Source organism: Streptomyces sp. NPDC102270 (genome assembly GCF_044766405.1).
Taxonomy (GTDB): Bacteria; Actinomycetota; Actinomycetes; order Streptomycetales; family Streptomycetaceae; genus Streptomyces.
Window position 1 is genome coordinate 272,128 of sequence record NZ_JBIWLX010000005.1, and the last position, 25,515, is coordinate 297,642.

At 67.3% G+C, this 25,515-nt stretch carries 18 protein-coding genes and 1 pseudogene; 9 read left to right on the plus strand and 10 right to left on the minus strand.

Annotated features, from left to right (window positions below; all coding sequences use genetic code 11):
• Positions 1-3 precede the first annotated feature (3 nt).
• The 6 genes from yidC (at position 4) to ACIRP7_RS11585 (ending at position 6,032) form a co-directional block, all read left to right on the plus strand.
• Positions 4-1,290: a membrane protein insertase YidC gene (gene yidC, locus ACIRP7_RS11560; protein WP_403656611.1), complete on the plus strand. Its 1,287-nt coding sequence runs from the start codon at positions 4-6 to the stop codon at positions 1,288-1,290.
• 15 nt (positions 1,291-1,305) lie between these two features.
• Positions 1,306-1,818 carry a protein jag gene (locus ACIRP7_RS11565; protein WP_393602252.1) on the plus strand — a complete coding sequence of 171 codons (513 nt, stop codon included), beginning with the start codon at positions 1,306-1,308 and terminating at the stop codon, positions 1,816-1,818.
• A 118-nt stretch (positions 1,819-1,936) separates the two neighbouring features.
• Positions 1,937-2,653 (plus strand): 16S rRNA (guanine(527)-N(7))-methyltransferase RsmG, encoded by a 717-nt coding sequence (gene rsmG, locus ACIRP7_RS11570; protein WP_352387195.1) that lies wholly within the window; start codon positions 1,937-1,939, stop codon positions 2,651-2,653.
• A gap of 265 nt (positions 2,654-2,918) precedes the next feature.
• Positions 2,919-3,992: a ParA family protein gene (locus tag ACIRP7_RS11575; RefSeq protein WP_403657134.1), complete on the plus strand. Its 1,074-nt coding sequence runs from the start codon at positions 2,919-2,921 to the stop codon at positions 3,990-3,992.
• Positions 3,989-5,089 (plus strand): ParB/RepB/Spo0J family partition protein, encoded by a 1,101-nt coding sequence (locus ACIRP7_RS11580; protein ID WP_403656615.1) that lies wholly within the window; start codon positions 3,989-3,991, stop codon positions 5,087-5,089. Before ACIRP7_RS11575 ends, ACIRP7_RS11580 begins: the two co-directional genes overlap by 4 nt.
• 325 nt (positions 5,090-5,414) lie before the next feature.
• Positions 5,415-6,032, plus strand: coding sequence for a GNAT family N-acetyltransferase (locus tag ACIRP7_RS11585; protein WP_403656617.1), 618 nt, complete (start codon positions 5,415-5,417; stop codon positions 6,030-6,032).
• A gap of 52 nt (positions 6,033-6,084) precedes the next feature.
• Here the strand turns inward: ACIRP7_RS11585 and trxA are convergent, their stop codons facing one another.
• The 7 genes from trxA to ACIRP7_RS11620 all read right to left on the minus strand — a co-directional run bounded on the left by trxA (position 6,085) and on the right by ACIRP7_RS11620 (position 15,726).
• On the minus strand, positions 6,085-6,417 hold the full coding sequence (gene trxA, locus ACIRP7_RS11590) for a thioredoxin (RefSeq protein ID WP_003991504.1): 333 nt from the start codon (positions 6,415-6,417) through the stop codon (positions 6,085-6,087).
• 44 nt (positions 6,418-6,461) lie between these two features.
• The gene (trxB, locus tag ACIRP7_RS11595; protein ID WP_403656620.1) at positions 6,462-7,430 is read right to left on the minus strand and encodes a thioredoxin-disulfide reductase; all 969 of its coding nucleotides are present in this window, start codon (positions 7,428-7,430) and stop codon (positions 6,462-6,464) included.
• A gap of 168 nt (positions 7,431-7,598) precedes the next feature.
• Entirely contained in the window at positions 7,599-8,501 is a 903-nt protein-coding gene (locus ACIRP7_RS11600; RefSeq protein WP_403656623.1) for a hypothetical protein, read from the minus strand.
• Positions 8,498-9,223, minus strand: a complete 726-nt coding sequence (gene sigM / locus ACIRP7_RS11605; protein WP_352387186.1) for an RNA polymerase sigma factor SigM — start codon at positions 9,221-9,223, stop codon at positions 8,498-8,500. The genes ACIRP7_RS11600 and sigM overlap by 4 nt, the downstream gene beginning before the upstream one ends.
• An 18-nt stretch (positions 9,224-9,241) precedes the next feature.
• Positions 9,242-10,930 carry a protein kinase family protein gene (locus ACIRP7_RS11610; protein WP_403656627.1) on the minus strand — a complete coding sequence of 563 codons (1,689 nt, stop codon included), beginning with the start codon at positions 10,928-10,930 and terminating at the stop codon, positions 9,242-9,244.
• A 120-nt stretch (positions 10,931-11,050) separates the two neighbouring features.
• Positions 11,051-13,312, minus strand: a complete 2,262-nt coding sequence (murJ, locus tag ACIRP7_RS11615; protein ID WP_403656629.1) for a murein biosynthesis integral membrane protein MurJ — start codon at positions 13,310-13,312, stop codon at positions 11,051-11,053.
• A gap of 44 nt (positions 13,313-13,356) precedes the next feature.
• Positions 13,357-15,726 (minus strand): DUF6049 family protein, encoded by a 2,370-nt coding sequence (locus tag ACIRP7_RS11620; protein WP_403656631.1) that lies wholly within the window; start codon positions 15,724-15,726, stop codon positions 13,357-13,359.
• Between the two features lie 254 nt (positions 15,727-15,980).
• Here ACIRP7_RS11620 and ACIRP7_RS11625 point away from each other — a divergent pair, with 254 nt between their 5' ends.
• Positions 15,981-17,423, plus strand: coding sequence for a CCA tRNA nucleotidyltransferase (locus ACIRP7_RS11625; protein WP_403656633.1), 1,443 nt, complete (start codon positions 15,981-15,983; stop codon positions 17,421-17,423).
• A gap of 83 nt (positions 17,424-17,506) precedes the next feature.
• Here the strand turns inward: ACIRP7_RS11625 and ACIRP7_RS11630 are convergent, their stop codons facing one another.
• From ACIRP7_RS11630 to ACIRP7_RS11640, 3 genes are all read right to left on the minus strand, one after another.
• Positions 17,507-18,781, minus strand: a complete 1,275-nt coding sequence (locus ACIRP7_RS11630; RefSeq protein ID WP_403656635.1) for an MFS transporter — start codon at positions 18,779-18,781, stop codon at positions 17,507-17,509.
• 87 nt (positions 18,782-18,868) lie between these two features.
• Positions 18,869-19,951, minus strand: a complete 1,083-nt coding sequence (locus tag ACIRP7_RS11635) for an inositol-3-phosphate synthase (RefSeq protein WP_403656637.1) — start codon at positions 19,949-19,951, stop codon at positions 18,869-18,871.
• A gap of 44 nt (positions 19,952-19,995) precedes the next feature.
• Complete coding sequence (locus ACIRP7_RS11640; protein ID WP_403656639.1) at positions 19,996-20,676, minus strand: PadR family transcriptional regulator; 681 nt, start codon at positions 20,674-20,676, stop codon at positions 19,996-19,998.
• 351 nt (positions 20,677-21,027) lie between these two features.
• On the opposite strand from ACIRP7_RS11640, the gene ACIRP7_RS11645 reads away from it, so the two are divergent.
• Positions 21,028-23,712 carry a transglycosylase domain-containing protein gene (locus ACIRP7_RS11645; protein WP_403656642.1) on the plus strand — a complete coding sequence of 895 codons (2,685 nt, stop codon included), beginning with the start codon at positions 21,028-21,030 and terminating at the stop codon, positions 23,710-23,712.
• A gap of 129 nt (positions 23,713-23,841) precedes the next feature.
• A pseudogene (locus ACIRP7_RS11650) lies at positions 23,842-25,180 on the plus strand (IS1380 family transposase).
• Positions 25,181-25,515: the final 335 nt, after the last annotated feature.

A 25,515-nucleotide genomic window follows, 5' to 3' on the forward strand; every position in this document is an offset into this window, starting at 1 on the left:
TTAGTGGACACGATTGCCAGTCTTTTCAGCTTCATCACGACACCCGTCTCCTGGGTCATCGTTCAGTTCCACACGGTGTACGGCAAGATCTTCGGCCCTGACACCGGGTGGGCCTGGGGCCTGTCGATCGTGTCCCTCGTGATCCTGATCCGTATCTGTCTGATCCCGCTCTTCGTGAAGCAGATCAAGTCGACGCGGGCCATGCAGACGCTCCAGCCCGAGATGAAGAAGATCCAGGAGCGCTACAAGAACGACAAGCAGCGTCAGTCCGAAGAGATGATGAAGCTGTACAAGGAGACGGGCACCAACCCGCTTTCCTCGTGCCTTCCCATCCTGGCGCAGTCCCCGTTCTTCTTCGCCCTGTATCACGTGCTCAACGGCATCGCGACGGGCGACACCATCGGTGTCATCAATGAGTCGCTGCTGGCCAGCGCTCGTAAGGCGCACATCTTCGGCGCCCCCCTCGCCGCGAAGTTCAAGGACGGGTCCGCCACCGTCCAGGCACTGGGCGCCACGGTCACCGATGTACGGGTCGTCACCGCAGTCATGATCGTCATGATGTCGGCGTCGCAGTTCTACACGCAGCGCCAGCTGATGACCAAGAACGTCGACACCACCGTCAAGACGCCGTTCATGCAGCAGCAGAAGATGCTGATGTACGTCTTCCCGGTCATGTTCGCCGTCTTCGGCATCAACTTCCCGGTCGGTGTTCTCGTCTACTGGCTGACCACCAACGTGTGGACCATGGGCCAGCAGATGTACGTCATCCACAACAACCCGACCCCGGGTTCCAAGGCTCAGGCCGCCTACCTGGAGCGTCTCACCAAGCACGTCACGAGCCACGGCAAGGCCCGCAAGCGCAGCGAGCGCACCATCATCAAGGCGATCGTCGCCAAGGGCCGCGACCGCAACGAGTTCGAGCGCAAGTTCATCAACGCTCTGAACAAGGCGGGCCTCGCGGCCCAGGCCGACGGCTCGGTCGTGCAGAGCGAGTCCCAGACCGCGGTCCAGACCGAGGACGGTTCGACGGCGAGTGCGGCGGCTCCCAGGCGTCAGCAGCCCAAGCGGCAGAGCAAGTCCCAGCGTCAGTCGGGTGCGGCTTCGGCCGGCTCGAAGGCAGTCGAGGACAACCCGTCGTCGGAGTCGATCTCACTGAGCAAGTCCGACGAGCCCGAGGACGCCAAGCCCGCTGCTCCCGCCAAGAAGCAGACCGGCAGCGGTACCCGCAGCAAGGCCCAGTCCGGACAGCGCAAGGGTCCGCAGCGGCCCAAGTCCCCGTCCAAGAAGTAAGAAGGAGTCCATCCCGTGACGGAAGGCACCACCTCCGCCGCTGCCGAGGGTGCAGACACCCTGACCCGCCTCGAGCAGGAAGGCGAGATCGCGGCGGACTACCTCGAGGGTCTGCTCGACATCGCTGATCTCGACGGCGACATCGACATGGATGTCGAGGCCGACCGCGCCGCTGTCTCGATCATCAGCGACGTGGCCAGCCGCGACCTGCAGAAGCTGGTCGGTCGGGACGGCGAGGTGCTGGAGGCCCTGCAGGAGCTCACCCGCCTTGCCGTGCACCGGGAGACCGGGGACCGCAGCCGGCTGATGCTGGACATCGGCGGTTACCGGGCCAAGAAGCGGGCCGAGCTCTCTGAGTTGGGTGCCAAGGCCGCCGCCGAGGTGAAGAGCACCGGCGAGTCTGTGAAGCTCAAGCCGATGACGCCGTTCGAGCGCAAGGTCGTGCACGACGCGATCAAGGCCGCCGGGCTGCGCAGCGAGTCGGAGGGTGAGGAGCCACAGCGCTTCGTCGTCGTGCTTCCCGCCTGATCGGTCCGTACGTTCCTCCGGCCCCGTCTGTAGAGCAGGCGGGGCCGAACTTTGTCAGCCTGATAGTTCTGATGATCAGCGCCCGGTGCGCTGATGCGGTACGGAAGGACGGTTCCCCGTGACGGAGGCAGCGGAGCTTCCCCCCGCGCCCGAGCAGGCGCGCGAGGTGTTCGGCGATCGCTTCGAGGACGCGGTGCGGTATGCCGAGCTGCTCGCCGAGGCGGGTGTGCAGCGCGGTCTCATCGGCCCCCGCGAAGTGCCCCGGCTGTGGGAGCGGCATCTGCTGAACTGCGCGGTGCTCTCGGAGGTCGTTCCTGAGGGCGTGACGGTGTGCGACGTCGGTTCCGGTGCCGGTCTGCCCGGCATTCCCCTGGCTCTCGTCCGCGAGGATCTGAAGATCACGTTGCTCGAGCCGCTACTGAGGCGCACGACCTTCCTGACGGAGGTCGTGGAGCTGCTGGGCCTGGACCATGTGACGGTCGTGCGGGGCCGTGCCGAGGAGGTCATGGGCAAGCTGAACCCGGTGCATGTGGTGACGGCGCGGGCCGTGGCCCCGCTGGACCGGCTGGCGACGTGGGGGGTTCCGCTGTTGCGCCCCTACGGAGAGATGCTCGCGCTCAAGGGCGACACCGCGGAGGAGGAACTCAAGGCGGCAGGTACGGCCCTGAGCAAACTCGGCGCTGTGGGGACCTCCATCCTGCATGTGGGTGAGGGCGTGGTCGATCCGTTGTCCACGGTGGTGAGGGTCGAGGTCGGGGAGAGTCCTGGTGGTGTGCGGTTCGCGGCCAAGCGTGCCAAGGCGGCCCGTACCGGTCGTACTCGTCGACGCCGCTGACCCGTCCTGACGACGAGACGTACTCCACACAAGCTGTCAAACCTATGCATGCCGGAGTGTCGCGGCAGAACGGGCACTGCTGCCCTGCATCGTGTTTCACGTGAAACGTCGCTCACTGCTGCACGGCATCATCAGCCGGGGCCGCGCTGCGGCCGAACCCCGTGACCGAAAGCCTCTCGGGTCACTCGGAGAGGTAACGGAGTTGTCCACAGAGGTGGATTTCTCCACAGAACAACAGGCCTCACTGGTTCACACCCCCGAAGACATGGGAGGCTCTGTTCATTGCGAGCCTGAAGTCGAGGAGAGTGAATCCTTGCGGTCCGACGCCAACATCGCGGGACCGATGACCGATCCGGTCCCCGGTCCCCGAACCGAGTCGATGGGGGAGGATGTTTCACGTGAAACACCGCCCCCGATGGACGACACTCCGATCGGTCGTGCTGCCCAACTGGCGGTAGAGGCTCTTGGCCGGGCCGGCGAGGGCCTGCCACGGCCCGAGCAGACCCGGATCATGGTCGTTGCCAACCAGAAGGGCGGGGTGGGCAAGACGACGACGACCGTCAATCTTGCTGCTTCGCTGGCTCTGCACGGCGGCCGTGTCCTGGTCATCGACCTCGACCCTCAGGGCAACGCGTCCACGGCTCTGGGTATAGACCATCACGCGGAAGTGCCGTCCATCTATGACGTCCTGGTCGAGAGCAGGCCGCTGTCCGAGGTCGTCCAGCCCGTCCCTGATGTCGAAGGTCTCTTCTGTGCCCCGGCCACCATCGATCTCGCCGGTGCGGAGATCGAGCTGGTGTCACTGGTGGCCCGTGAGAGCCGACTGCAGCGCGCGATCCAGGCGTACGAGCAGCCCCTGGACTACATCCTCATCGACTGCCCGCCCTCGCTCGGCCTGCTGACGGTCAATGCGCTCGTGGCCGGTGCGGAGGTTCTCATCCCGATCCAGTGCGAGTACTACGCGCTGGAGGGCCTGGGACAGTTGCTGCGCAATGTCGATCTGGTGCGGGGCCACCTCAACCCCACCTTGCACGTGTCGACCATCCTGCTCACCATGTACGACGGCCGGACGCGCCTCGCGTCCCAGGTCGCGGATGAGGTGCGCACTCACTTCGGTGACGAGGTGCTGCGGACGAGCATTCCCCGCTCGGTCCGCATCTCCGAAGCGCCGAGCTATGGACAGACGGTGCTGACCTACGATCCAGGATCGAGTGGGGCCCTGTCCTACCTTGAAGCAGCACGAGAGATCGCGCTGAAGGGCGTCGGCGTCAGCTATGACCCGACGCAGGCGCACATCGGCGCACAGAGCAATCCGAGCATGGTGGAGGGGATCCAGTGAGCGAGCGACGGAGGGGTTTGGGTCGTGGTCTCGGCGCACTGATCCCGGCTGCCCCGACGGAGAAGACGCCGACCCCGGCGGCGATGGGAGGCGCTGGTTCCGCGTCTCCGACGTCCGTTCCGGTGCTGACGACCGACCGTGGGGTGGCCGCGGCGAAGGTGGCCACGCTGCCGCCTGTTTCACATGAAACCGAGATGCCCTCGGTCAACGGCTATCCGGAGACGCCCCCGCCGCCCATCGGAGCCCACTTCGCGGAGCTCCCCCTCGACTCCATCACGCCGAACCCGCGCCAGCCGCGTGAGGTCTTCGACGATGACGCGCTCCAGGAGCTCGTCACTTCCATCAAGGAAGTCGGGCTTCTCCAGCCGGTCGTTGTACGGCAGGTCGGCCCCGCCCGCTACGAGCTCATCATGGGTGAGCGGCGCTGGCGGGCCAGCCGTGAGGCCGGCCTGGAGGCCATCCCCGCGATCGTGCGGGCTACGGACGACGACAAGCTTCTCCTGGACGCCCTCCTGGAGAACCTGCACCGTGCTCAGCTGAACCCGCTGGAAGAGGCAGCTGCCTACGACCAGTTGCTGAAGGACTTCAACTGCACGCATGACCAGCTGGCGGACCGCATCGGCCGGTCCCGCCCGCAGGTATCCAACACCCTGCGTCTGCTGAGGCTCTCGCCGGCAGTGCAGCGCCGGGTGGCGGCCGGAGTGCTCTCGGCCGGACACGCCCGTGCCCTGCTCTCCGTCGAGGACTCGGAGGAGCAGGACCGGTTGGCCCATCGGATCGTGGCCGAGGGACTGTCGGTGCGTGCGGTCGAGGAGATCGTGACCCTCATGGGGTCGCGGCCGCAGACCGCCCAGCGCTCCAAGGGGCCGCGTGCCGGCGCCCGGGTGTCTCCGGCGCTGAGTGACCTCGCGACTCGTCTCTCGGATCGTTTCGAGACGCGGGTGAAGGTCGACCTGGGGCAAAAGAAGGGCAAGATCACCGTCGAGTTCGCCTCGATGGAGGACCTCGAACGCATCCTCAGCTCCCTCGCCCCCGGTGAGGGACCGGTTCTGCAGAAGAGCCTGTTGGACGACGACGCCGAGGAGACGGAAGGCTAGTCAGGATCGGCAGGGTGACACCGCCCAGGCGAAGCGTGAAGAGCGGGTCGTGTCCGGTATGTTCCGGAACGCGGCCCGCTCTTTGCTTTCAGCCGGTATCGATGGAATCTCTGGATGGATACGATGCGACTGGGTGCGGCACATCCACCCGGCAGTACCTCTGAGGGGAGACAGGGGCCATGCGAACGATGAGCCGAAGCGGACTGGTGAGCGCGGGCCTGGGACTGGGGGCGGTCGGCGGATTCGTCGGTAGCCTGCTCAGGGAACGGAGCGCTCTGACGGCTGCCCGCGACGCGGCGGGCGAAGGAAGCGAGGAACAGCCTTCATGGGGCGTCGGCTCGTACCGCTCACGCTGGACAACCTTCCGGACCTACCCCAGCGTTGCCGCTCGTGTGTCTTCTGGGAGTTGGACCCCGTCAGCGGAGAAGCCGCGGTAAAGACCGGAACCGCCGCTCTGGAAAAAGAAGCCTGGATCTCCGCCGTACTCCTGGACTGGGGATCGTGCGGCCGGGTCGTCTACGTCGACGACGTACCGGTCGGCTACGTCCTCTACGCCCCTCCGGCGTATGTTCCTCGGTCGACGGCGTTTCCCACGAGCCCTGTCTCTCCGGACGCCGTGCAGTTGATGACGTCGTTCATCATGCCGGGCTATCAGGGGCAGGGGCTGGGCCGTGTGATGGTGCAGACGGTTGCCAAGGACCTGCTGCGGCGGGGCTTCAAGGCCATCGAGGCCTTTGGCGATGCCCGGTGGAAAGAACCCGCCTGTCTGCTTCCCGCAGACCATCTCCTTGCGGTGGGCTTCAAGACGGTCAGACCCCATCCCACGTATCCGAGGCTGAGGCTGGAGCTGCGCACCACACTCTCCTGGAAAGAAGACGTGGAGATGGCACTGGACCGGCTTCTGGGGGCCGTACAGAAGGAACCGGCGCTACGCCCCCTGTGATGCGATGGGGCCGGCCCTTTCGGGCCGGCCCCATCGTGTTTCACGTGAAACATCACTCGGCGATGAAGTCCTCGAGGTCGCGGACGATCGCGGCCTTCGGCTTGGCACCGACGATGGTCTTGGCGACCTCGCCACCCTGGTAGACGTTCAGCGTCGGGATGGACATGACGCCGTACTTGGCGGCCGTACCCGGGTTCTCGTCGATGTTCAGCTTGACGACCTCGATCTTGTCGCCGTACTCGGCGGCGATCGCCTCAAGGGACGGAGCGATCTGACGGCACGGTCCGCACCAGGCGGCCCAGAAGTCCACCAGGACGGGCTTGTCGCTCTTCAGGACGTCCTGCTCGAAGGAATCGTCGGTCACGTTCTTCAGGGTGCCGGCCACGGCGGGCTCCTTAACTGGGTTGGTGCGGTGGGGCGGGATGGGGGTCAGACAGCGGTCTTCTCGGGCTCGGCCTTCTCTTCGTCCGCGAGGGCGGCGAGGAAACGCTCGGCGTCGAGAGCGGCGGCGCAGCCGGTGCCGGCCGCGGTGATCGCCTGGCGGTAGGTGTGGTCGACCACGTCACCGGCGCCGAAGACACCGGTCAGGTTGGTGCGGGTCGAAGGCGCTTCCACCTTCAGGTAGCCCTCACCGTCCAGTTCGAGCTGGCCCTTGAAGAGCTCGGTGCGCGGGTCGTGGCCGATCGCGATGAACAGGCCGGTGACCGCCAGGTCCGAGAGTTCGCCGGTCTTGAGGTTGCGCAGCTTCAGGCCCGAGAGCTTCGGGTCGCCCTGGATCTCGGCGACCTCGCTGTCCCACACGAACTTGATCTTCGGGTCGGCGAAGGCGCGCTCCTGCATCGCCTTGGAGGCGCGCAGGGTGCCGCGACGGTGGACGATCGTCACGGACTTGGCGAAGCGGGAGAGGAAGGTGGCCTCCTCCATCGCCGTGTCACCGCCGCCGATCACGGCGATGTCCTGGTCCTTGAAGAAGAAGCCGTCACAGGTGGCGCACCACGAGACACCGCGACCGGAGAGGGCGTCCTCGTTCGGCAGGCCGAGTTTGCGGTGCTGCGAACCGGTGGTGACGATCACGGCCTTCGCCCGGTGGACCGTGCCCGAGGTGTCGGTGACGGCCTTGATCTCTCCGGTCAGGTCCACGCTGACGACGTCGTCCGGAATGAGCTCGGCACCGAAACGCTCCGCCTGGGCACGCATGTTGTCCATGAGCTCGGGGCCCATGATGCCGTCCTGGAAGCCGGGGAAGTTCTCCACCTCGGTGGTGTTCATCAGCGCACCGCCGGCGGTGACGGCGCCCTCGAACACCAGCGGCTTCAGCGACGCGCGCGCGGTATACAGCGCCGCCGTGTAGCCGGCGGGCCCGGATCCGATGATGATCACGTTACGGACGTCGCTCACGGCTTGGTTCCTCGTCTCTGGACTGCGTCGTCGGACCGGTGGAGCCCCTCTCAGAACTCTCACCCCACCCAACGGATCCTAAGGGGCGCGCATTCCCGGTGTGTCCGGGCACACGGAGAGGCCACACCGTACGGATTACCACGCAGGACGAAGACGAAGCGCGACCGCTCAGGAACGCGCGTACGACCGCTTCAGCAGAACCTTCGCAGTGCCGGTCGGTGCGTTCTTCAGGCACGTCGCATTCACGATGTAGGCGGTGACCCGGGTGCTGTCGGAGGGGTCACGCAGCACGATGAGAAGTGCGTCCGTGCCCTTGTAGACGCCGTCCTTGGTTGCGAGTGGCGAGTCGCTGGTGTGGAGGGCGTTCTGGATGCACGGTGGAACCTCGGGCGTCCTGAGGGTGCGGGGATCCTCGGAGCCGGGGATGCTCGCCGCGCCCATGCTGGTGTGCGGAGCCCGAGACCCGCCGCTCGCACTCTTCTCGCTGAGAAGGTCCGAGACCTGCTTCTTGAGGCCGCTCGCGGAGAAGGTGTCGGCTGAGGTGGTCGGCTGTTCGTGTGCCGAGCCGGTCGGCCTGCCGTCGTCCAACGACGACAGCAGAACGGAGCCGAATCCCAGTGCGGCGACGGTGAAGACCGCTCCGAGGACGGCAACCTTGCGGCGTCCGTTCTTCTTGCGGTCCTTGCGGTCCTTGCGGCCCGGACCGGTGGTGGACGTACGGGCATGTCCTGTGGGGCGGTCGAAGACGGGTGATGTTTCACGTGAAACATGCGTACTCTCGACCGGTGCCGGTGCGTTCACGGCCTCCGGAGCAGTTGCCTGCAGCAGAGCCTCCGCGGCGAGGGCGGCGTCGATCCTGCCGGCGACGTCAGCGGGCATGCGAGGCGGGCTCGGCAGCGTGCCGAGCAGGCCGCGGATCTCCTCCAGCGACGCGTGAACGTCCGCGCAGAGTTCGCACTCGTCCAAATGCCTGCGTACGTCCGCTGTCCTGGACGTGGACAGGATGCCTTCGGTGAGGTCGGAGATCTCCGCGACATCCGGGTGCCCGGCTGTGTCTGTCGAGGAAGTCACGCTCGCCCACCTCCGCCCTTCACTGCAGCTGAATCGCTTGATCCCGAATCTGGCGGGCCTCCTGACGGAGGTCCCGCTGCGGGTGGGACGGATGTCCCCTGCGCCCGGTTCCGTCCAGCGCCCGCTTCTCTGCCGCCTCCGGCGTTTTCCGGCCGCAGATGGGTGAGAAGCGGGAGCAGTCTGGCTCTGCCTCGGGCGCAGCGGCTCTTTACCGTCCCCGTCGGCACGTCGAGCATGCGGGCGGCTTCGGCGACGGGGTAGCCCTGCATGTCCACGAGGACGAGGGCGGCGCGCTGGTCGGGCGGGAGGGTGCCGAGGGCTTCCACGAGTTGGCGGTGGAGGTCGTTGCGCTCCGCGGGCGCCGAGGCGGATTCGTGCGGTTCCAGGAGCTGCTCGAGGCGCTCGGTGTCGTCCACGGGGGATGTCTTGCGGGAGGCTGCCTTTCTGGCCCGGTCCAGGCAGGCGTTCACCGTGATCCGGTGCAGCCAGGTGGTGACCGCCGACTGCCCCCGGAAGGTGTGCGCGGCTCGGTAGGCGGATACCAGCGCGTCCTGAACGGCGTCAGCGGCTTCCTCACGGTCCCCGAGCGTGCGGAGGGCAACGGCCCAAAGGCGATCCCGATGCCGCCGCACGAGCTCGGTGAAGGCGTCGGGGTCGCCCTCTACATGACGGGCCAGGAGGTCCTGATCGCTGGTGTCGCCGTACGCGGTGTCATCTGCCATCGGACCCCCTCCTCAGCCTTAACTGGTGACCTTGATGTCCGCCACCCGGCCGCGGTAGGTGCCTTCCTCTGTCAGGGGCAACTTGGTCAGCCAGACCAGAAGGTAGCGGGACTTCACGGTCTTGTCCGGCTTGAGCGGGACACCCGTACCGGAACCCTCGGCGACCTTGGTGTAGGCGTCGAAGGTGGTCGGCCGGGAACTCGCGTCGCTGGAGGCGGCGCGCAGTTCGACAGAAGTGTCGCCCCTGAACGTGACGGTGACCTTGCCGATGTCCTGGACCTTGCCGAGGTCGAGAATTATCCCGAGACCCGGCTTGAGGTTCCCGAAGTCGGCGCCCTCGTAGAACTTCGTCTCCCAGTACGACGAGGTGTCGTTGTCGTAGGCCTTCTTTATGTCGTTCGGCTTCTCGGATCCGTCGCCGAACGGGTCGAAGTCGTACCCCTTGACGATCGCGATCGGGGTGTTGGCCGCCTTGGTGGGGCTCTTGTCGCCGTCGTCGGTCGTCTGGGTCTGGTTCTCGTCGGACTTGCCGCCCCGGTCCATCAGCGCGTCCGCGAGCTGCCAACTGCCCAGGCCCAGCGCGGCGATGAGGAGGGCGGAGACCGCCCACTTCAGGGCCCGGCCCGTGCGGCTCTGCAGCGGCGGTGGCGGGGGCGGTACGGGCTGGGTGACACCGGGGTGCGCTGCCGGGCGGCCGTACGTGCCCTGTTGGTACGTGGTGCGCTGGTACTCGGGCGGGGCCGTGAACGCCGGCTCCGGCGGGCGGATGCGGGGCATCTCACCGATCGCCTTGACCAGTTCCTCGGGCGTGGTGCACGCCGACTCGTGCCGGGAGGCGGTGGCGCCGTCGTTGGCGAGCGCCCGCATGGACAGCTCGGACAGCCCGCGGTGGACACCTGCCCGCACCTGGTCGGGTGCGATGAGACCGATGTCCTTGGGCAGACCGGCCAGACCGTAGGCGTCGTTCTCGTACGGCCACCGCTGGGTGAGCGCCGCGTACAGGAGTGCGCCGATCGCCTCCGTGTCCGTCCGCTGGGGAGACTCGGAAGTGACGCCTCGCAGCGCGGCGTTCACGGCGAGGCCGCGGATGCGCCACTGCCCGCTCGACGTGCGCAGGACCGCGTTCGGGTTCAGCCGCAGATGCGCGAGCCCCTCACGGTGGGCCGCGGCCATGGCGGACGCCACCTGAGTGACCATCTGGTAGGCGTCGTACCCCTCCAGCGGGCCCGGGGTGAGCAGGGTGGTCAGCTCGGTGGCGTCGGGCAGCCACTCGTGGACGACGTAGACGAGATCGTTCTCCTCGACGGCGTCCAGGACCTGGACGAAGCGCGGGTCGCCCAGCAGCGCGGAGGAACGGGCCGCGGCCAGGACGGTGCGCGCCCGCGCATGGTCGGCGGGCAGGATGTGCACGCCGACGGCACGACGGAGTTTCTCGTCGACGGCACGCCAACTGCTGAAGCCGTCCAGACGGGTGAGGCACTCCTCGAGACGGTAGCGTCTGGCCAGTTTGTGGCCGCTGTGCAACTCCGGCGGTGACGCCTTGCCAAGGCTCTCGGTCCCGCCACTCCCCTGTGCCTCGACGTCTTCCGTGTCCCGCTCCCGGTTCTTGGCCACGCCGTCGGCCGTGGACTGGTCCGCCTTGGCGGTCAGCGGTTTGTCACCGCTGGTGTCTGCCACGTCGACGGCAGCCGTGCTCCGTTCCGCCACCGTCGTTCCCTGCCTCCCCAATTCATTGCGCGCCGTGCGACGCAGAATCCAATTGTGCCCACAGTCCGCCGCTATGCACGACACACGGTGGCGGACGATGGTTGTGCGCGTACCCCTGCCTCAGCGCCCCAGACGCCCCCGGACCATGCCGACCAGTGAGTTCAGCTCCTCGATCCGCATCTTGCGTGCGGCGACGAAGAAGGTCCCGAGCAGAACCGCTCCACCCGCGATCAGAGCGGCGAACGATCCGACGACGCCCTGGCCGAGCGAGTGACCGATGCCGTAACAGGCCGCCCCGCTCAGGATTGTCGCCGGTACCGAGGCGATGCAGAGCCGGGCGTAGGTCCGCAGGACGCGGTTGCCGTCCAGGTCGCCGCCGAGGCGCTTGCGCAGCCGGTTCCAGGCGACGCCGACACCGATCGCGTACGCGAGACCGTAGGAGGCGGCCATGCCGACCACGGCCCAGCGGGGCGGCAGCAGGGCGTAACAGGCGGCGGAGGCGGCGGCGTTGACGGCCGCCACGATGACGGTGTTGTAGAAGGGCGTCCGGGTGTCCTCGTAGGCGTAGAAGGCCCGCAGGACGACGTACTGGACCGAATAGGGGATCAGGCCGAGGCCGAAGGCCATCAGCATGTACCCCATGTTCGTGGCGGCGCCGGTGCTGGAAGCACCGAAGATCAGCGTGCACATCGGGATGCCGAGGGCGAGGAAGCCGAAGGCGATGGGCACGATGGCGACCGCTGTGGTGCGCAGGCCCTGCGAGATGTCGTCGCGGACCGCGCCGGCGTCGTCCTCCGCGGCTGAGCGGGAGATGCGCGGCAGCAGGGCCGCCATCAGCGAGACGGTGATGATGGCCTGCGGGAGGCCCCAGATGAGCTGGGCGTTGGCGTAGGCGCTGAAGCCGGTGCCGGGGATCTTGGTGTCGGCGACGGCCGCGGTGGCGAGCTGGATGACGACCAGGGCGCCTGCCTGGTTGGCGAGGACGAACAGGATGGTCCACTTCGCGAGCATCGCGGCCTTGCCGAGACCGTGGCCCTTCCAGTCGAAGCGCAGCCGCGGTCGAAACCCGGTCTCCCGCAGATACGGGATCATCGCGAGGGCCTGCACCACAAGGCCGAGCAGGATGCCCACGCCGAGCAGCCGCTGTCCCTCCGGCGGGATGTTCGTGACGGTCATGCCGGAGTGCCCGGCGGTGCCGTACACCCACAGGAACATCGCGAGCGTCACGATGATGACGATGTTGTTGAGGACCGGAGTCCACATCATCGCGCCGAACTTGCCACGTGCGTTGAGGACCTGTCCCATCACCACGTGGATGCCCATGAAGAAGATGGAGGGCAGGAAGTAGCGGGTGAAGGTGATGGCGACGTCGTTGGCCGCGGGGTTGGCCGCCACGGAGTCCGACAGCGCACGCACCAGGAGCGGCGCCGCGAACATCGTGAGCACGGTGAGCGCGGCGAGAGCCACCATGACGAGCGTCAGCAGCCGGTTCGCGAAGGCCTCGCCACCGTCGTCGTCCTCCTTCATGGCGCGGACGAGCTGCGGCACGAAGACGGAGTTCAGACCACCGCCGACGGTGAGGATGTAGATCATGGTCGGCAGCTGGTAGGCCACCTGGAAGGAGTCGCCCAGGAAGGCGGTGCCGAGTGCCGACACGATCAGCGCCGAGCGGATGAAGCCGGTCAGCCGCGAGACCATCGTGCCGGCCGCCATCACGGCGCTCGACTTCAGCAGACCGCCTGCCTTGCCGCCCTGCTTCGCGGGGGCGGCGGGGGCCGCCTGCGCCACAGCCGACGCGGTACCGAGATTCATCGTCTCGTCGGCCGAGGGGGCAGGTGCCGCGGGAGTCTGGAACTGCGGTGTCGGTGACGGTCCGCCCGGCGCCGGCACCGACGGGGGATCCGTCGGGCGGCCACCACGTTGCTGCTGGTCGCGGAAGAGATGCGCGAACGCATCCGGCTCGTGGCGTTCTTCGCCGGCCTGGCTCACCAGGTCGTCGACTCCCACGAACTGGGTGGTGCGGGGGTCGTCGCCGTACGGCAGGTACTGCGTCGGGCCCTCTGGCTCGGGCGCCGGCGTCTGCGCCCAGACGTTCGGGTCCGGGGCGTAAGGAGACTGGGGAGGCTGGGAGTACAACGGCTGCTGGGGCTGATGGGTGCCGGGGGGCGGCGGGGGATGAGCGGCACGGTCGTAGAGGGCCTCGGCGACCGGATCCTGGGCATGGAGGTCCTGTGCCCGGTAGGGGTCCTGCTCGTAGGCGTCCTGGAGATACATGTCCGCGGGAGCCTGCGGCGGCACCTGGCCATGCTCGGGCGGCGGCCCCTCGGAGTGACCCGAGCTGTCCGCGCCCTGACCGCGATCACCGTCGTACGGCGCGTTCATGGTTACCCCACCTCATCGTCCCGGGCCCACCGGCCACGACATCCTCAACGGTCCACTCTCTCACCCGTGCCGGACGGGTCGGCGCTTTCCGCTGCGGTGTCCGCTGTCAGGTCACTCGGCTGCTCGGAGTCGTTGGCCCCGGGCCCGGTGCCGGTCTCGCCCTTGAGACGGTCCTGTGGGCCTTCCGGGTTCTCCGGGCCGTCCACGGCTTCGCCCGCCTCGTCGTCCGGGCCGTTCTGGTCCGCCTCACGGGCCGCCGCGCGCTTGCGCTGGGTGTACATCCGGAATCCTGCCAGCACCAGCAGCAGGACACCGCCGCCGATGACCAGCATGACGGTGGCCGTGAACTCGGTGACCTTCACGTCGAACCTGACGGCCTCGCCGTACGGCTGACCGTCCTCCGTGTACAACTGGGCGATCACCGAGGCCTTGCCGTTGGCGTTGGCCGTCGTGGTGAACTTCACCGTCTGGCTGTGGCCGCCCGAGACCTCGACCGGCTGCTCGTAGTAGGAGGAGCCGCCGATCTCGAGCCGGTTCGGGCTCAGCGACGTCAGCCGCAGCCTCAGGTGTTTCACGCCCTGCACCAGGTTGTTCTGGACCGTCACGGGGATCGTGGCGCTGCGGCCGGAGAGCTTGGTCTCCGACTTTTCGATCAGGCTCACCTGGGAGGTCAGGTCGTCGAGGTAGGCCTCGACGTCCGTGCGGAAGCCGCTCGCCTCGGTGGACCGGCCCCGCCACGATGTGGACATCTCGCGGTTCAGGGCCAGTCCGAAGGGTGTCACGACACGGGACTGGTCGGAAAGGATCACCTTGAAGTTGTCGAGCTTGTTCTGTGTGCTCGCGATCTGCTGGAAGGCCCACTTCGGCAGCTCCTGCCTGCGCAGCGAGGAAGGGTAGGCGGATGCGGCGGGCACCTTGGTGGTCGCCCCGGGGTCGGGCTTGGCCGCGGCCGCCGCCGTGAGCTTCTGGGTCTGTGACCAGTTCCCGGCCTGCAGCGCGGTGATCGCTTCGGCCATGGCGTCGGCCTGGCTCGCCGTGGGCATGCGCTGCGGGGCGACGACGATGCTGCGCTGCTTGTCCGTCTGGAGGTCGAGAGTGAGGCTCTGGGCGAGGAACCGCTGGACGGCGAGTGTGGTGGAGGAGGCCTTCGTCAGATCGCCCTGGAACGCGGTGGACAGCCGCGCGTCCGCGACGACCGCCGTGGTGCCGCCGCCGATGGGGCGGGCCGCGGACGGCGTGTACGACAGTCCGGCGGTCTCCTGCAGGCTGTCGCTGCGGGCGATCACCTTGTCGGCTCCGGCGGAGGTGGCGACCTTGACGATCGACGGGTCCACCGCGCCGTTCACGGGCCAGGCGAAGTCGGTGCTCGGCGTCACGTGGAGCACGGTCCTCACCGTGGTGGCCGCGACGTCGGTGGCCTCGTCGAGATGACTGAGCGAGCCGGTGACGCTCGTGCCGTTGTGGGCCAGCGAGGCGAGGTCGGGATCGGCGAACGGAAGCACGACGACCTCCTTGTCCTCAACGGCCTTCTGCAGCTTGGCCAACCACTGTTTGGCGAGGGCCTGGTGGGTGCCCGCGGTGGTGGTGTCGCCCTCGCCCTGGATCCGGTAGCTGCGGGTCATCGCGTCGACGGACGCCAGCAGGTCCGGGTCGATCACCCACGTGACATCCAGGTTCTCGCCCAGCGTCAGCATCTGGTCCAGTCGGCCGCCCGCCGAGATCTCCTCGGCGAGGTCGTCGTCGAGGAAGACCGGGGTCTGCTGTGCGTTCGAGCCGGTCTCCGCCGTCATGTGCACGGTGGAGATCAGCGGCCACAGGAAGGTCGTCTTCGTCTTCGTGTCCGGCTCGTCGGGCTGCCAGGGCAGGAAGGTCCGCTGGATGCCGAGCGGCTGGTCCCACGACTGTGCGGAGGTCTCGCCCGAGAGGGAGACGGCGAACTGATAGACGCCAGGGTCACCGAGGTTCAGCTCGTCGACCGGTACGGAGATGGAGAAGGGTTCGGCCACCCCGGGCGTCAGCTTCGCGAACTTCGCCACATACTTCCCGCCGACCTCGGACCCCGTCGCCCCCTGCAGCGAGTCCCCGTCCTCGGTGACGGCGTCGATCGACGAGCGGGTGTTCACCTCCGGGCCCACCTGCAGCCCCACATGGGCGGCTGTGACGGCCTGCTTTGCGTTGTTGGTCACCGTCCCCGACACGGTGATCGTGTCACCGTCCGTAGGCACGCTGGGGCTGAGTGTGTCGATCGCGACGGACACGGATCCGGAGGCGGCGGCTGCCTCAGCGGGCGCCGCGGCGGAAACCTGGCACAGGCCGGCCAGCAGAGGGGCCGCCGCGAGCAGGGTCCCGGTACGCCGCAGCAAGCGGCGGGCAGGTGAGGGACTCGTCCCCTGGAAGTCTGCCGCCTCGGCCACGCGCTCGCCCGTCCCTCGTCGTCAGTGGTCGTCGGAATGTGCGTCCACGCATGGTAACGATGCGCGCTGAGGGGAAGTGCCGCGGACTGCTCCACAAGATCGGGGGATGGTGCCGCACTGTCCCGAATGTGCACGTATGAAGGGGAGCACCGCCGTGGGTCTTCGGAGCAGGGCTTGTGCAGGTCCGGATGGCGAGTCTGTGCACGTTTAATGAAGGCGCCCGGCAACGCCCGGGCCACGTACCCTCTTCTGTTGTGCCGAACGCCAACGAAGACAACCTCAGTGCCCCGAGTCAGGTGCAGGACCGCGCGGTGAACGAACTGCTTGAGGTCACACCTGTCGCCGACGACCTCGCCCGCCGCTTCCAGGAGGCCGGGTTCTCACTCGCCCTGGTCGGCGGTTCGGTCCGGGACGCACTGCTCGGCCGGCTCGGCAACGACCTGGACTTCACCACCGATGCTCGCCCCCAGGACGTTCTGAAGATCATTCGGCCGTGGGCGGACGCGGTGTGGGAGGTCGGGATCGCCTTCGGCACCGTGGGGGCGCAGAAGGACGGCTACCAGATTGAGGTGACCACCTACCGGTCGGAGGCGTACGACCGCACCTCACGCAAGCCCGAGGTGTCGTACGGCGACTCCATCGAGGAGGACCTCGTCCGGCGTGACTTCACCGTGAACGCGATGGCCGTCGCTCTGCCGGAGAAGAAGTTCATCGACCCGCACGGTGGCCTCGACGACCTCGCGGCACGTGTGCTGCGGACACCGGGAACCCCGGAGGCGTCCTTCTCCGACGACCCGCTGCGGATGATGCGGGCCGCGCGCTTCGCGGCGCAGCTCGACTTCGAGGTGGCACCTGAGGTGGTCACCGCGATGACGGAGATGTCCGGGCGCCTGGAGATCGTCTCCGCCGAGCGGATCAGGGACGAGCTGAACAAGCTGATCCTGTCCGCCCATCCACGCAAGGGACTGACGCTGCTGGTCGACACGGGGCTCGCCGAGCATGTGCTGCCGGAGCTTCCGGCCCTGCGCCTGGAGAGCGATGAGCACCACCGGCACAAGGACGTCTACGAGCACACGCTGATCGTCCTGGAGCAGGCCATCGCGCTGGAGAAGGAAGGGCCCGACCTCACGCTCCGCCTGTCCGCGCTGCTCCACGACATCGGCAAGCCGCGCACCCGGCGCTTCGAGCAGGACGGCCGGGTTTCGTTCCACCACCACGAAGTGGTCGGAGCGAAGATGACCAAGAAGCGGATGACGGCACTCAAGTACTCCAACGAGCTGGTGAAGGACGTCTCGCGACTCGTCGAACTCCATCTGCGCTTCCACGGATACGGCACCGGGGAGTGGACGGACTCGGCGGTTCGCCGCTATGTGCGGGACGCGGGTCCGCTGCTCGACCGGCTCCACAAGCTGACCCGTTCGGACTGCACGACCAGGAACAAGCGCAAGGCGGCCGCGCTGTCGCGTGCCTACGACGGCCTGGAGGAGCGGATCTCCCAGCTTCAGGAGCAGGAGGAACTGGATTCGATCAGGCCCGATCTCGACGGCAACCAGATCATGGAAATCCTCGGCGTGACACCCGGCCCTGCGGTGGGTCGGGCGTACAAGCACATGCTGGAGCTTCGTCTGGAGAACGGGCCGATGAAGCACGACGAGGCGGTGGCCGCGCTCAAGGAGTGGTGGGCCGCTCAGGACTGAGGCTGTGAAACGGGGTCATGTTTCACGTGAAACATGACCCCGAACGCATCGAGGGGTGGTGTTTCACGTGAAACATCGCCCCTTCATCGTTCCGTCGCCATCTGCCGTTCTTTCGTCATCGCCACGGCGATCACTGCGTAGAGGACGGCGACCGTGACCACCAGAGTCGCCGAGCGGCCGTCCGGCGGCAGGATCAGGGCGGCTACGGCCGCGGCGCCCACGAAGGCGATGTTGAACAGGACGTCGTAGACGGAGAAGATCCGGCCCCGGAATCCGTCGTCGACGGAGGACTGCACGATGGTGTCCGTGGCGATCTTCGCGCCCTGGGTGATCAGACCCAGCACGAACGCCGCGATGAGCATGGGGGCGGTGGCGAAGGGGAGCCCGAGGGTGGGCTCCAGTGCTGCGGCCGTCGCCGCACACACGACGATCCAGCGCTCCGGCCCGAGCCTCTCTGCGGCCCACGGCGTGATGATCGCGGCAACGAAGAAGCCGGCACCGGAGATTCCTAGTGCAAGCCCCAGCAGGGCGAGTCCGTCGTCCGGATCGGACGTCAGGGCGTACCGGCAGAGCATCAGCACCGTCACCAGCAGAGCGCCGTAGCAGAACCGCATGACCGACATCGCGCCGAGTGCCCGGGCGGCCGACTGGCGGGTGGGTGCGGTCAGGTGCCGTACGCCGGCGCCCAGGTCGCGGGTCGTTCCGGCGAGGGCGGCGCCGAGACGGGGCTGGACCAATTCGCGGTCGGGACCCAGCAGTTCCGGTGGCATGCGCAGTGCGGCGAGCGCACCGCACAGATACAACCCCGCTCCCAGCAGCACCACGGCCGTGTCGGAGTCGGCGACCAGTAGTCGCACGGCGAAGGCGAGGCCGCCGCCCGCGGTCGCGGCGAGCGTTCCGGCCGTCGGGGACAGGGAGTTGGCGATCACCAGTCGTTCTTCGTCCACGACACGGGGCAGCGCGGCGGACAGGCCGGACAGGACGAAGCGGTTGACGGCGGTGACACACAGGGCCGAGACATAGAAGAGCCAGTCCGGGACGTGGCTGAACATCAGGACGGCCGTCGCCGATGCCAGCAGGGCGCGCACGAGGTTGCCGTAGAGGAAGACCTGGCGGCGGCGCCAGCGGTCCAGGAGGACGCCGGCGAAGGGGCCCACCAAGGAGTAGGGGAGCAGCAGGACCGCCATCGCGGAGGCGATCGCGGTGGCAGAGGTCTGTTTCTCCGGGGAGAACACGACGTAGGCGGCGAGCGCGATCTGGTAGACGCCGTCAGCACCCTGGGAGAGCAGGCGCACCAAGAGCAGACGCCGGAAGTCCCGAAGGCGGAGAAGGACACGCAGATCACGGACGACGGACATGGGGCACAGCCTCACATACGGCGAGGGCCCCCGGGCGATACAGCCCGGGGACCCTCTGCAGCCCTGGCAGGAGCGTTTGAGTGAGCCTTAGCGCTCGACTTCACCCTTGATGAACTTCTCGACGTTCTCGCGGGCCTCGTCGTCGAAGTACTGGACCGGCGGGGACTTCATGAAGTAGCTGGAGGCTGACAGGATCGGGCCGCCGATGCCGCGGTCCTTGGCGATCTTCGCGGCGCGCACGGCGTCGATGATGACACCGGCGGAGTTCGGGGAGTCCCAGACCTCGAGCTTGTACTCCAGGCTCAGCGGCACGTCGCCGAAGGCGCGACCCTCAAGGCGGACGTAGGCCCACTTGCGGTCGTCGAGCCACTGCACGTAGTCCGACGGGCCGATGTGGACGTTCTTCGCGCCGAGATCCCGGTCGGGGATCTGAGAGGTCACGGCCTGCGTCTTGGAGATCTTCTTGGACTCCAGGCGCTCACGCTCGAGCATGTTCTTGAAGTCCATGTTGCCGCCGACGTTCAGCTGCATCGTGCGGTCCAGGACGACACCGCGGTCCTCGAACAGCTTCGCCATGACGCGGTGCGTGATGGTGGCGCCGACCTGGGACTTGATGTCGTCGCCGACGATCGGGACGCCCGCCGCGGTGAACTTGTCGGCCCACTCCTTGGTGCCGGCGATGAAGACCGGGAGGGCGTTGACGAAGGCGACCTTGGCGTCGATGGCGCACTGGGCGTAGAACTTCGCCGCGTCCTCGGAGCCGACGGGCAGGTAGCAGACGAGGACGTCGACCTGCTTGTCCTTGAGGATCTGGACGATGTCGACCGGGGTCTCGGCGGACTCCTCGATGGTCTCGCGGTAGTACTTGCCGAGGCCGTCGAGCGTGTGGCCGCGCTGAACGGTCACGCCGGTGTTCGGCACGTCGCAGATCTTGATGGTGTTGTTCTCGGAGGCGCCGATGGCGTCGGCGAGGTCGAGACCGACCTTCTTCGCGTCGACGTCGAACGCCGCGACGAACTCGACGTCACGCACGTGATAGTCGCCGAACTGGACATGCATCAGCCCGGGGACCTTGGCCGCCGGGTCGGCGTCCTTGTAGTACTCGACTCCCTGAACCAGCGACGCGGCGCAGTTGCCCACACCGACGACGGCTACGCGAACCGAACCCATTCCGGTTGCTCCCTGTGTGTACGAGTGAGGCCCTGGCAGGGACCTCACGTGGCGGTGTCGCCGGGCGTATCCGGCCCGGGGGTGTCCCCGGGCCGGGGCAGGACGCCCGGCGCTCCCTCTGTGGTGTCGCGAGTGGGTTCTTCATGGCCGGGGCCCTTCAGGTCCCGGCCGGCCCGCTCGCTCTCGATGAGCTCGTTCAGCCAGCGCACTTCGCGCTCCACGGACTCCATCCCGTGGCGCTGGAGCTCAAGTGTGTAGTCGTCGAGGCGCTCCCGGGTGCGTGCCAGCGAGGCACTCATCTTCTCCAGGCGCTCCTCCAGCCGGCTGCGGCGGCCTTCGAGGACTCGCATGCGGACGTCGCGCGAGGTCTGCCCGAAAAAGGCGAAACGAGCTGCGAAGTGCTCGTCCTCGTACGCGTCGGGACCCGTCTGCGAGAGCAGCTCCTCGAAGTGCTCCTTACCTTCCGCCGTCAACCGGTAGACGATCTTTGCGCGACGCCCTGCGAGTGGTGCGGCGAGGGCGTCCTCGGTGGTGTGCCCCGGCTCCTCGATCAACCAGCCGTTGGCGACCAGCGTCTTGAGGCAGGGGTAGAGCGTGCCGTAGCTGAACGCACGGAACACGCCCAGTGACGTATTGAGACGTTTGCGCAGCTCATAGCCGTGCATCGGGGACTCACGGAGCAGGCCGAGTACGGCGAATTCGAGGATCCCGGAACGCCGGCTCATCGTCGCCTCCTCGTCTCTATCTCGCACCGATGTATCGACTCGATACATCAAGACGATAGAACGCCCTTCCGGAAGCGACAAGTGGGGGGACGGTGAACGGGATCACATCAATGATTCATGCGACCCAAGTTGCCTGATTTGGGGTGAACTTCGAAGCTCGGCGGGTTTTGACGGTGCGTAGTCTGTGCGGCATGCACACCACCGGGAACCGAGTGACGCCTGGGGGGCGTCGCTGTCCCGGTGCGGTACGGATGAATGAGGAACCGACCACATCCGTACTTCGGGGGGACCGGAAACCAGCCGCCGTTTCCAGGCGCGCAAAGGTGCGCCTGCCCGAGGAGTAGTCGTTCGATGAGCGAGCACCGTCGCAAACCGCCGCCGCCGCAGGGAGGCGGACGTGCCGCGGCCCGACGCGGCCAGTCCAGCTCGTCCTCCGGCCGCCGCGCGGCTCCGCGAGGCGCCACCGGGTCTCTTGCCGACTCCTATGGGACGAGCTCCCAGGAGTCGGAGTCCTACGGTCCGGGAGGCGAGGAGCGTCCGTACGGCAGCCGTGCCGAGGCCCGCCGTGCCGCCCAGAGAAGCACGGGCGGTGGTCGCCGCAGAGGGGCGGAGCCGGACCGCGGGGGCCGGCGCGGGGCGCCGACAGGCCGGGGACGCGCATCCGATCCGGGCAGGAAGCGCCTCATCGACTACCCGCGCGCCGGCAAGTACGGCGTGGCGCGCTGGGTGCCGTCCTGGAAGCTGGTGACGGGGCTGTTCATCGGCTTCATCGGAAGCCTGGTCGCGGTCGCCGGCGTCGGTTACGCGCTCGTGAGCGTTCCGAACGTCGCCGAGACCGCGACAGCACAAAACAACGTCTACTACTGGTCCGACAACAGCGAGATGGTCTCCACCGGCGGTGAGACCAACCGCCAGATCGTCAACCTCGACCGGATCCCGAAGGCGATGCAGTACGCGGTCGTCTCGCAGGAGAACAAGACCTTCTACACCGACAGCGGCATCGACCCCAAGGGCATCGCCCGCGCCGTCTTCAACATGGCCAGGGGCGGTGACACACAGGGTGGTTCCACCATCACCCAGCAGTACGTCAAGAACGCGCTCCTGAACGACCAGTCCCAGACCGTCACGCGCAAGTTCAAGGAGATCTTCATCTCCATCAAGGTGGGCGCCACGGTCAACAAGGACCAGATCATGGCGGAGTACCTGAACTCCGCGTACTACGGACGCAACGCCTACGGTATCCAGGCGGCCGCGCGCGCCTACTTCAACAAGGACGCCGAGAAGCTGAACCCGGGTGAGTGCGCCTTCCTGGCCGCCATGCTCAAGGGCGCCACGTACTACGACCCGGCGGGCGCTACGTCCATCGACGCGTCGGGCGCCACGCCTCAAGCCAACCAGAGGCGGGCCCTGCGGCAGATGCAGGACACCCTCGACAAGATGGTCGAGTACGACCACCTCGACGCGACGGAGCGGGCCAGGTACACCACACTTCCCAAGTGGCAGAACCCTCGGTCCAACACCCAGCTCAAGGGACAGATCGGTTACCTGGTCGACCTCGCCAAGGCCTATCTGATCAACAACAAGATCATCAGCGCCGACCAGCTCCAGCAGGGCGGCTACTCGATCTACACGACCTTCGACAAGAAGAAGGTCGGTGAGCTCGAGGCAGCGGTCAAGAAGGTCCGCAAGGAGAACATCGATCCCAAGAAGCGCCCGGACAAGGACACCTATGTCCAGTTCGGCGGGGCGTCGGTGGAGCCGGCCACCGGAGCGATCCGGGCCTGCTACGGAGGCGAGGACGCGACCACCCACTTCACCAACAACTGCGACTCGACCGGTGCCCAGGTCGGTTCGACGTTCAAGGCGTTCGTGCTCGCGGCAGCGATGAAATGGGGAGTGCGCGATCCGGACCTGGGCGAGAGCCAGGCGCAGGACGAGCGCACGGTCGTCAACGCCAAGAGCCTGTTCAGCGGCCAGAACAAGCTCAAGATCAGGAACTACGACGGTTCGATCTGGAAGAACGAGAAGGGCGAGGAATGGAACCAGGAGAACGACGGCAAGCAGTCCTACGGCTCTCCGCCCAAGTACCAGATCGACCTGCGTGAGGCCATGCGGGAGTCGGTGAACTCCGCCTTCGTGCAACTCGGCATGGACGTCGGCCTGGACAAGGTGAAGGAGGCGGCCATGGACGCGGGTCTCAAGGAGAACAGCCTGGCCGGTACCAGCTTCCCGTCCTTCTCCATCGGTATCTCCGACCCCAGCGCGATCCGTATGGCGGGCGCGTACGCCACCTTCGCGGCCAGCGGCAAGCAGAACGAGCCGTACTCCGTCGAGAGGGTCACGAGCAAGGACGGCGAGGTCTTCACTCACACGGCGAAGCCCAAGGAGGCCTTCGAGAAGAAGGTCGCCGACAACGTCACCGATGTCCTCAAGACCGTGGTCGAGGACGGCACGGGTACCAACGCCCAGCTCCCCGGCCGTGAGGTGGCGGGCAAGACCGGCACCACCGACAAGAACAAGTCCGCCCTGTTCGTGGGATACACCCCACAGCTGTCCACGTCGATCATCATGTTCCGGCTGGACGACGACGAGACGAAGAAGAACCGCACGTTCCTGGAGATGTACGGCACAGGTGGCCAGGAAAAGATCCACGGTGCGTCGTTCCCGTCAGAGATCTGGCACGACTACATGGAACAGGCACTGAAGGGCGAGAAGGCGATCGACTTCCCGACGCCGGAGCCCATCGGTCAGGTCCTCAACGAGGAACCGAGCCCGACGCCCACTCCGACACCCAGTGAGTCGGAGTCGGCCACTCCGACTCCGACCCCGACGCCCACCCCGACGCTCACCACACCGACGCCCACAGCGACCGAGACCTGCCGGTTCGACTGGCAGTGCAGCGACGCGGGCGGTACGGACAACGGTGGCACTGACGGTGGGGTGACCTCGACGCCTACGGCCACATCGACGGACACGAATGGCGGCAATACCAATGGCAACGGCAATGGGGGTCTCTTCGGCGGCTCGACTGGGTAGTGATTAGCCTCGCGCTTTCACGAGGCGGGCTGTCCGGCTGGTGATCAAGAAATCGGAAAGTGCCTCTGGCCAGCGAGAATTGGGATTGCTGAAGTCCTTGTTCCTGCCACCGCCGGAGGCACTTTCCAGGTGAAGAGGCGTTTCGGGTCCTACCTGCGTGTCCGCGTCGAGGGCGGCGGTCGCGGCGTCGTCTCGCAGGTCGGGCCTGTGCTGCTGGTCGAGACGATCCGCAAGGCCGGCTTGGATACGGCGATATCGGCGGCGCTCGTGGCGTGGCATAAACCGAGGGCGGTGCACGATCCGGTGGATGTAGCGCTCGCCGCAGCGCTGGGCGGGGACTGGCTGGCCGATGTGGGGCTGCTGCGAGCTGGGTCGGCCGTGTTCGGGCCCGGTGGCCTTCAACCCCACGGTCTCCCGACTTGTCAGCAAGCCGGCGTGGGGTGGACCGCGGGTTCTGGCCGCGCTGCGCGCCGCCCGTGCTGAAGTAACGCGATCACGTGTGGCGGTTGGCCGGTGAAGCAGCTCCGGACGCCGTCAGGCAGGTGATCGTGGACATCGACGGGGTCCTCGTCCTGGCCCACTCCGAGAGGCAGGACGCCGCCGCTACCACCCGCTGATGGGGTTCGTCGACCATGGCCGCGGAGGGTCCGGAGAGCCGGTCGTAATCCTGCTGCGGCTCGGTTACGCGGGCTCCAACACTGCCGCCGACCACATCGGGGCCACCAGGTTGGCCCTGGACCAGATGCCGAGGCGGTTGCGGCGCGGTCGGCAGACGCTGATCCGTGCCGACTCCGGCGGCGGCACCCACGAGTTCGTCGCCTGGCTCGCCCAGCGCGGCAGGTGGCTGTCGTACTCGGTCGGGATGACCATCACTGACGCCCTCACCAGGCCGTCCTCAAGGTCCCGGCCTCGGCCTGGACACCGGCCGTGGAGCCCGACGGCGACATCCGCGACGGCGCCTGCGTGGCCGAACTCGCCGACGACTGCCGGACGGCTGGCCGAAGGGACTGCGCCTGATCGTGCGCAAGAAACGGCCGCACCCCGCCGCCCAGTTGCGCTTCACTGACGCTGACGCATGCGCTTGACCTGCCGTCGCCACCAACACGGCCAGGAAGGCGATCGCCACCCTCGAACTACAACACCGCCAGCGGGCCCGGGCCGAGGACATCCGCGCTGCCCACGCCACGGGTCTGCGCAACCTCCCCCTCCACGACGCCGCACAGAACCAGATCTGGTTGGAGATCATCCAGATCGCCCGGGACCTGCTGGCCGGGAGGCCCCTGCTCGTGTTGACCGGCCAAGTCCCGCTTGCGGGAGCCCCGCCGCCTGCGGCGTCGGCCGTTCTCTACCGCCGCCCAACTCATCACCACCGGCCGAGCGCTATTTCCGCCTGGCCAAGCACTGGCCCTGGACCGAAAGGATCAGCGATGCCCTGGATCGGCTCCACATCCTCCCGAACGCCAGCTGACCAGCACGATCTCCGTCCCTGCGAGCAGCACCACCCCGACCGGAGCCGTGGAACCCGGCGCACCCTCGACGCGACAACCGGGACATCAGCCTGCCCAGACTTCGAAAACCCCATCAAAACTCACCAACAAAGGGGTCCGTCAGCAAGCTGACGGACCCCTTTGAACGATCGAGGGTAGCGGCTTTTTGAATGTAGCCGGTTGTACCATTAGGGTTGCAACTGGCTTCGTCCAGACCGGCCCTCGCGGAAAAGCTTGGGAGCGCTTGGTTTTCCCGGCGTCAGTTGTTGCGCCGGCCCGTGATGGGGCGATGGTCCCCGCAATCAAGGTAGGCTAT

Coding starts and splice junctions, on each gene's coding strand:
- ACIRP7_RS11635 (WP_403656637.1), bottom strand. CDS start 19,951: ATGGGTTCGGTTCGCGTAGCCGTCGTCGGTGTGGGCAACTGCGCCGCG.
- ACIRP7_RS11640 (WP_403656639.1), bottom strand. CDS start 20,676: ATGAGCCGGCGTTCCGGGATCCTCGAATTCGCCGTACTCGGCCTGCTC.
- sigM (WP_352387186.1), bottom strand. CDS start 9,223: ATGGCAGATGACACCGCGTACGGCGACACCAGCGATCAGGACCTCCTG.
- ACIRP7_RS11630 (WP_403656635.1), bottom strand. CDS start 18,781: ATGTCCGTCGTCCGTGATCTGCGTGTCCTTCTCCGCCTTCGGGACTTC.
- murJ (WP_403656629.1), bottom strand. CDS start 13,312: ATGAACGCGCCGTACGACGGTGATCGCGGTCAGGGCGCGGACAGCTCG.
- ACIRP7_RS11585 (WP_403656617.1), top strand. CDS start 5,415: ATGGGGCGTCGGCTCGTACCGCTCACGCTGGACAACCTTCCGGACCTA.
- ACIRP7_RS11575 (WP_403657134.1), top strand. CDS start 2,919: ATGGGAGGCTCTGTTCATTGCGAGCCTGAAGTCGAGGAGAGTGAATCC.
- ACIRP7_RS11645 (WP_403656642.1), top strand. CDS start 21,028: ATGAGCGAGCACCGTCGCAAACCGCCGCCGCCGCAGGGAGGCGGACGT.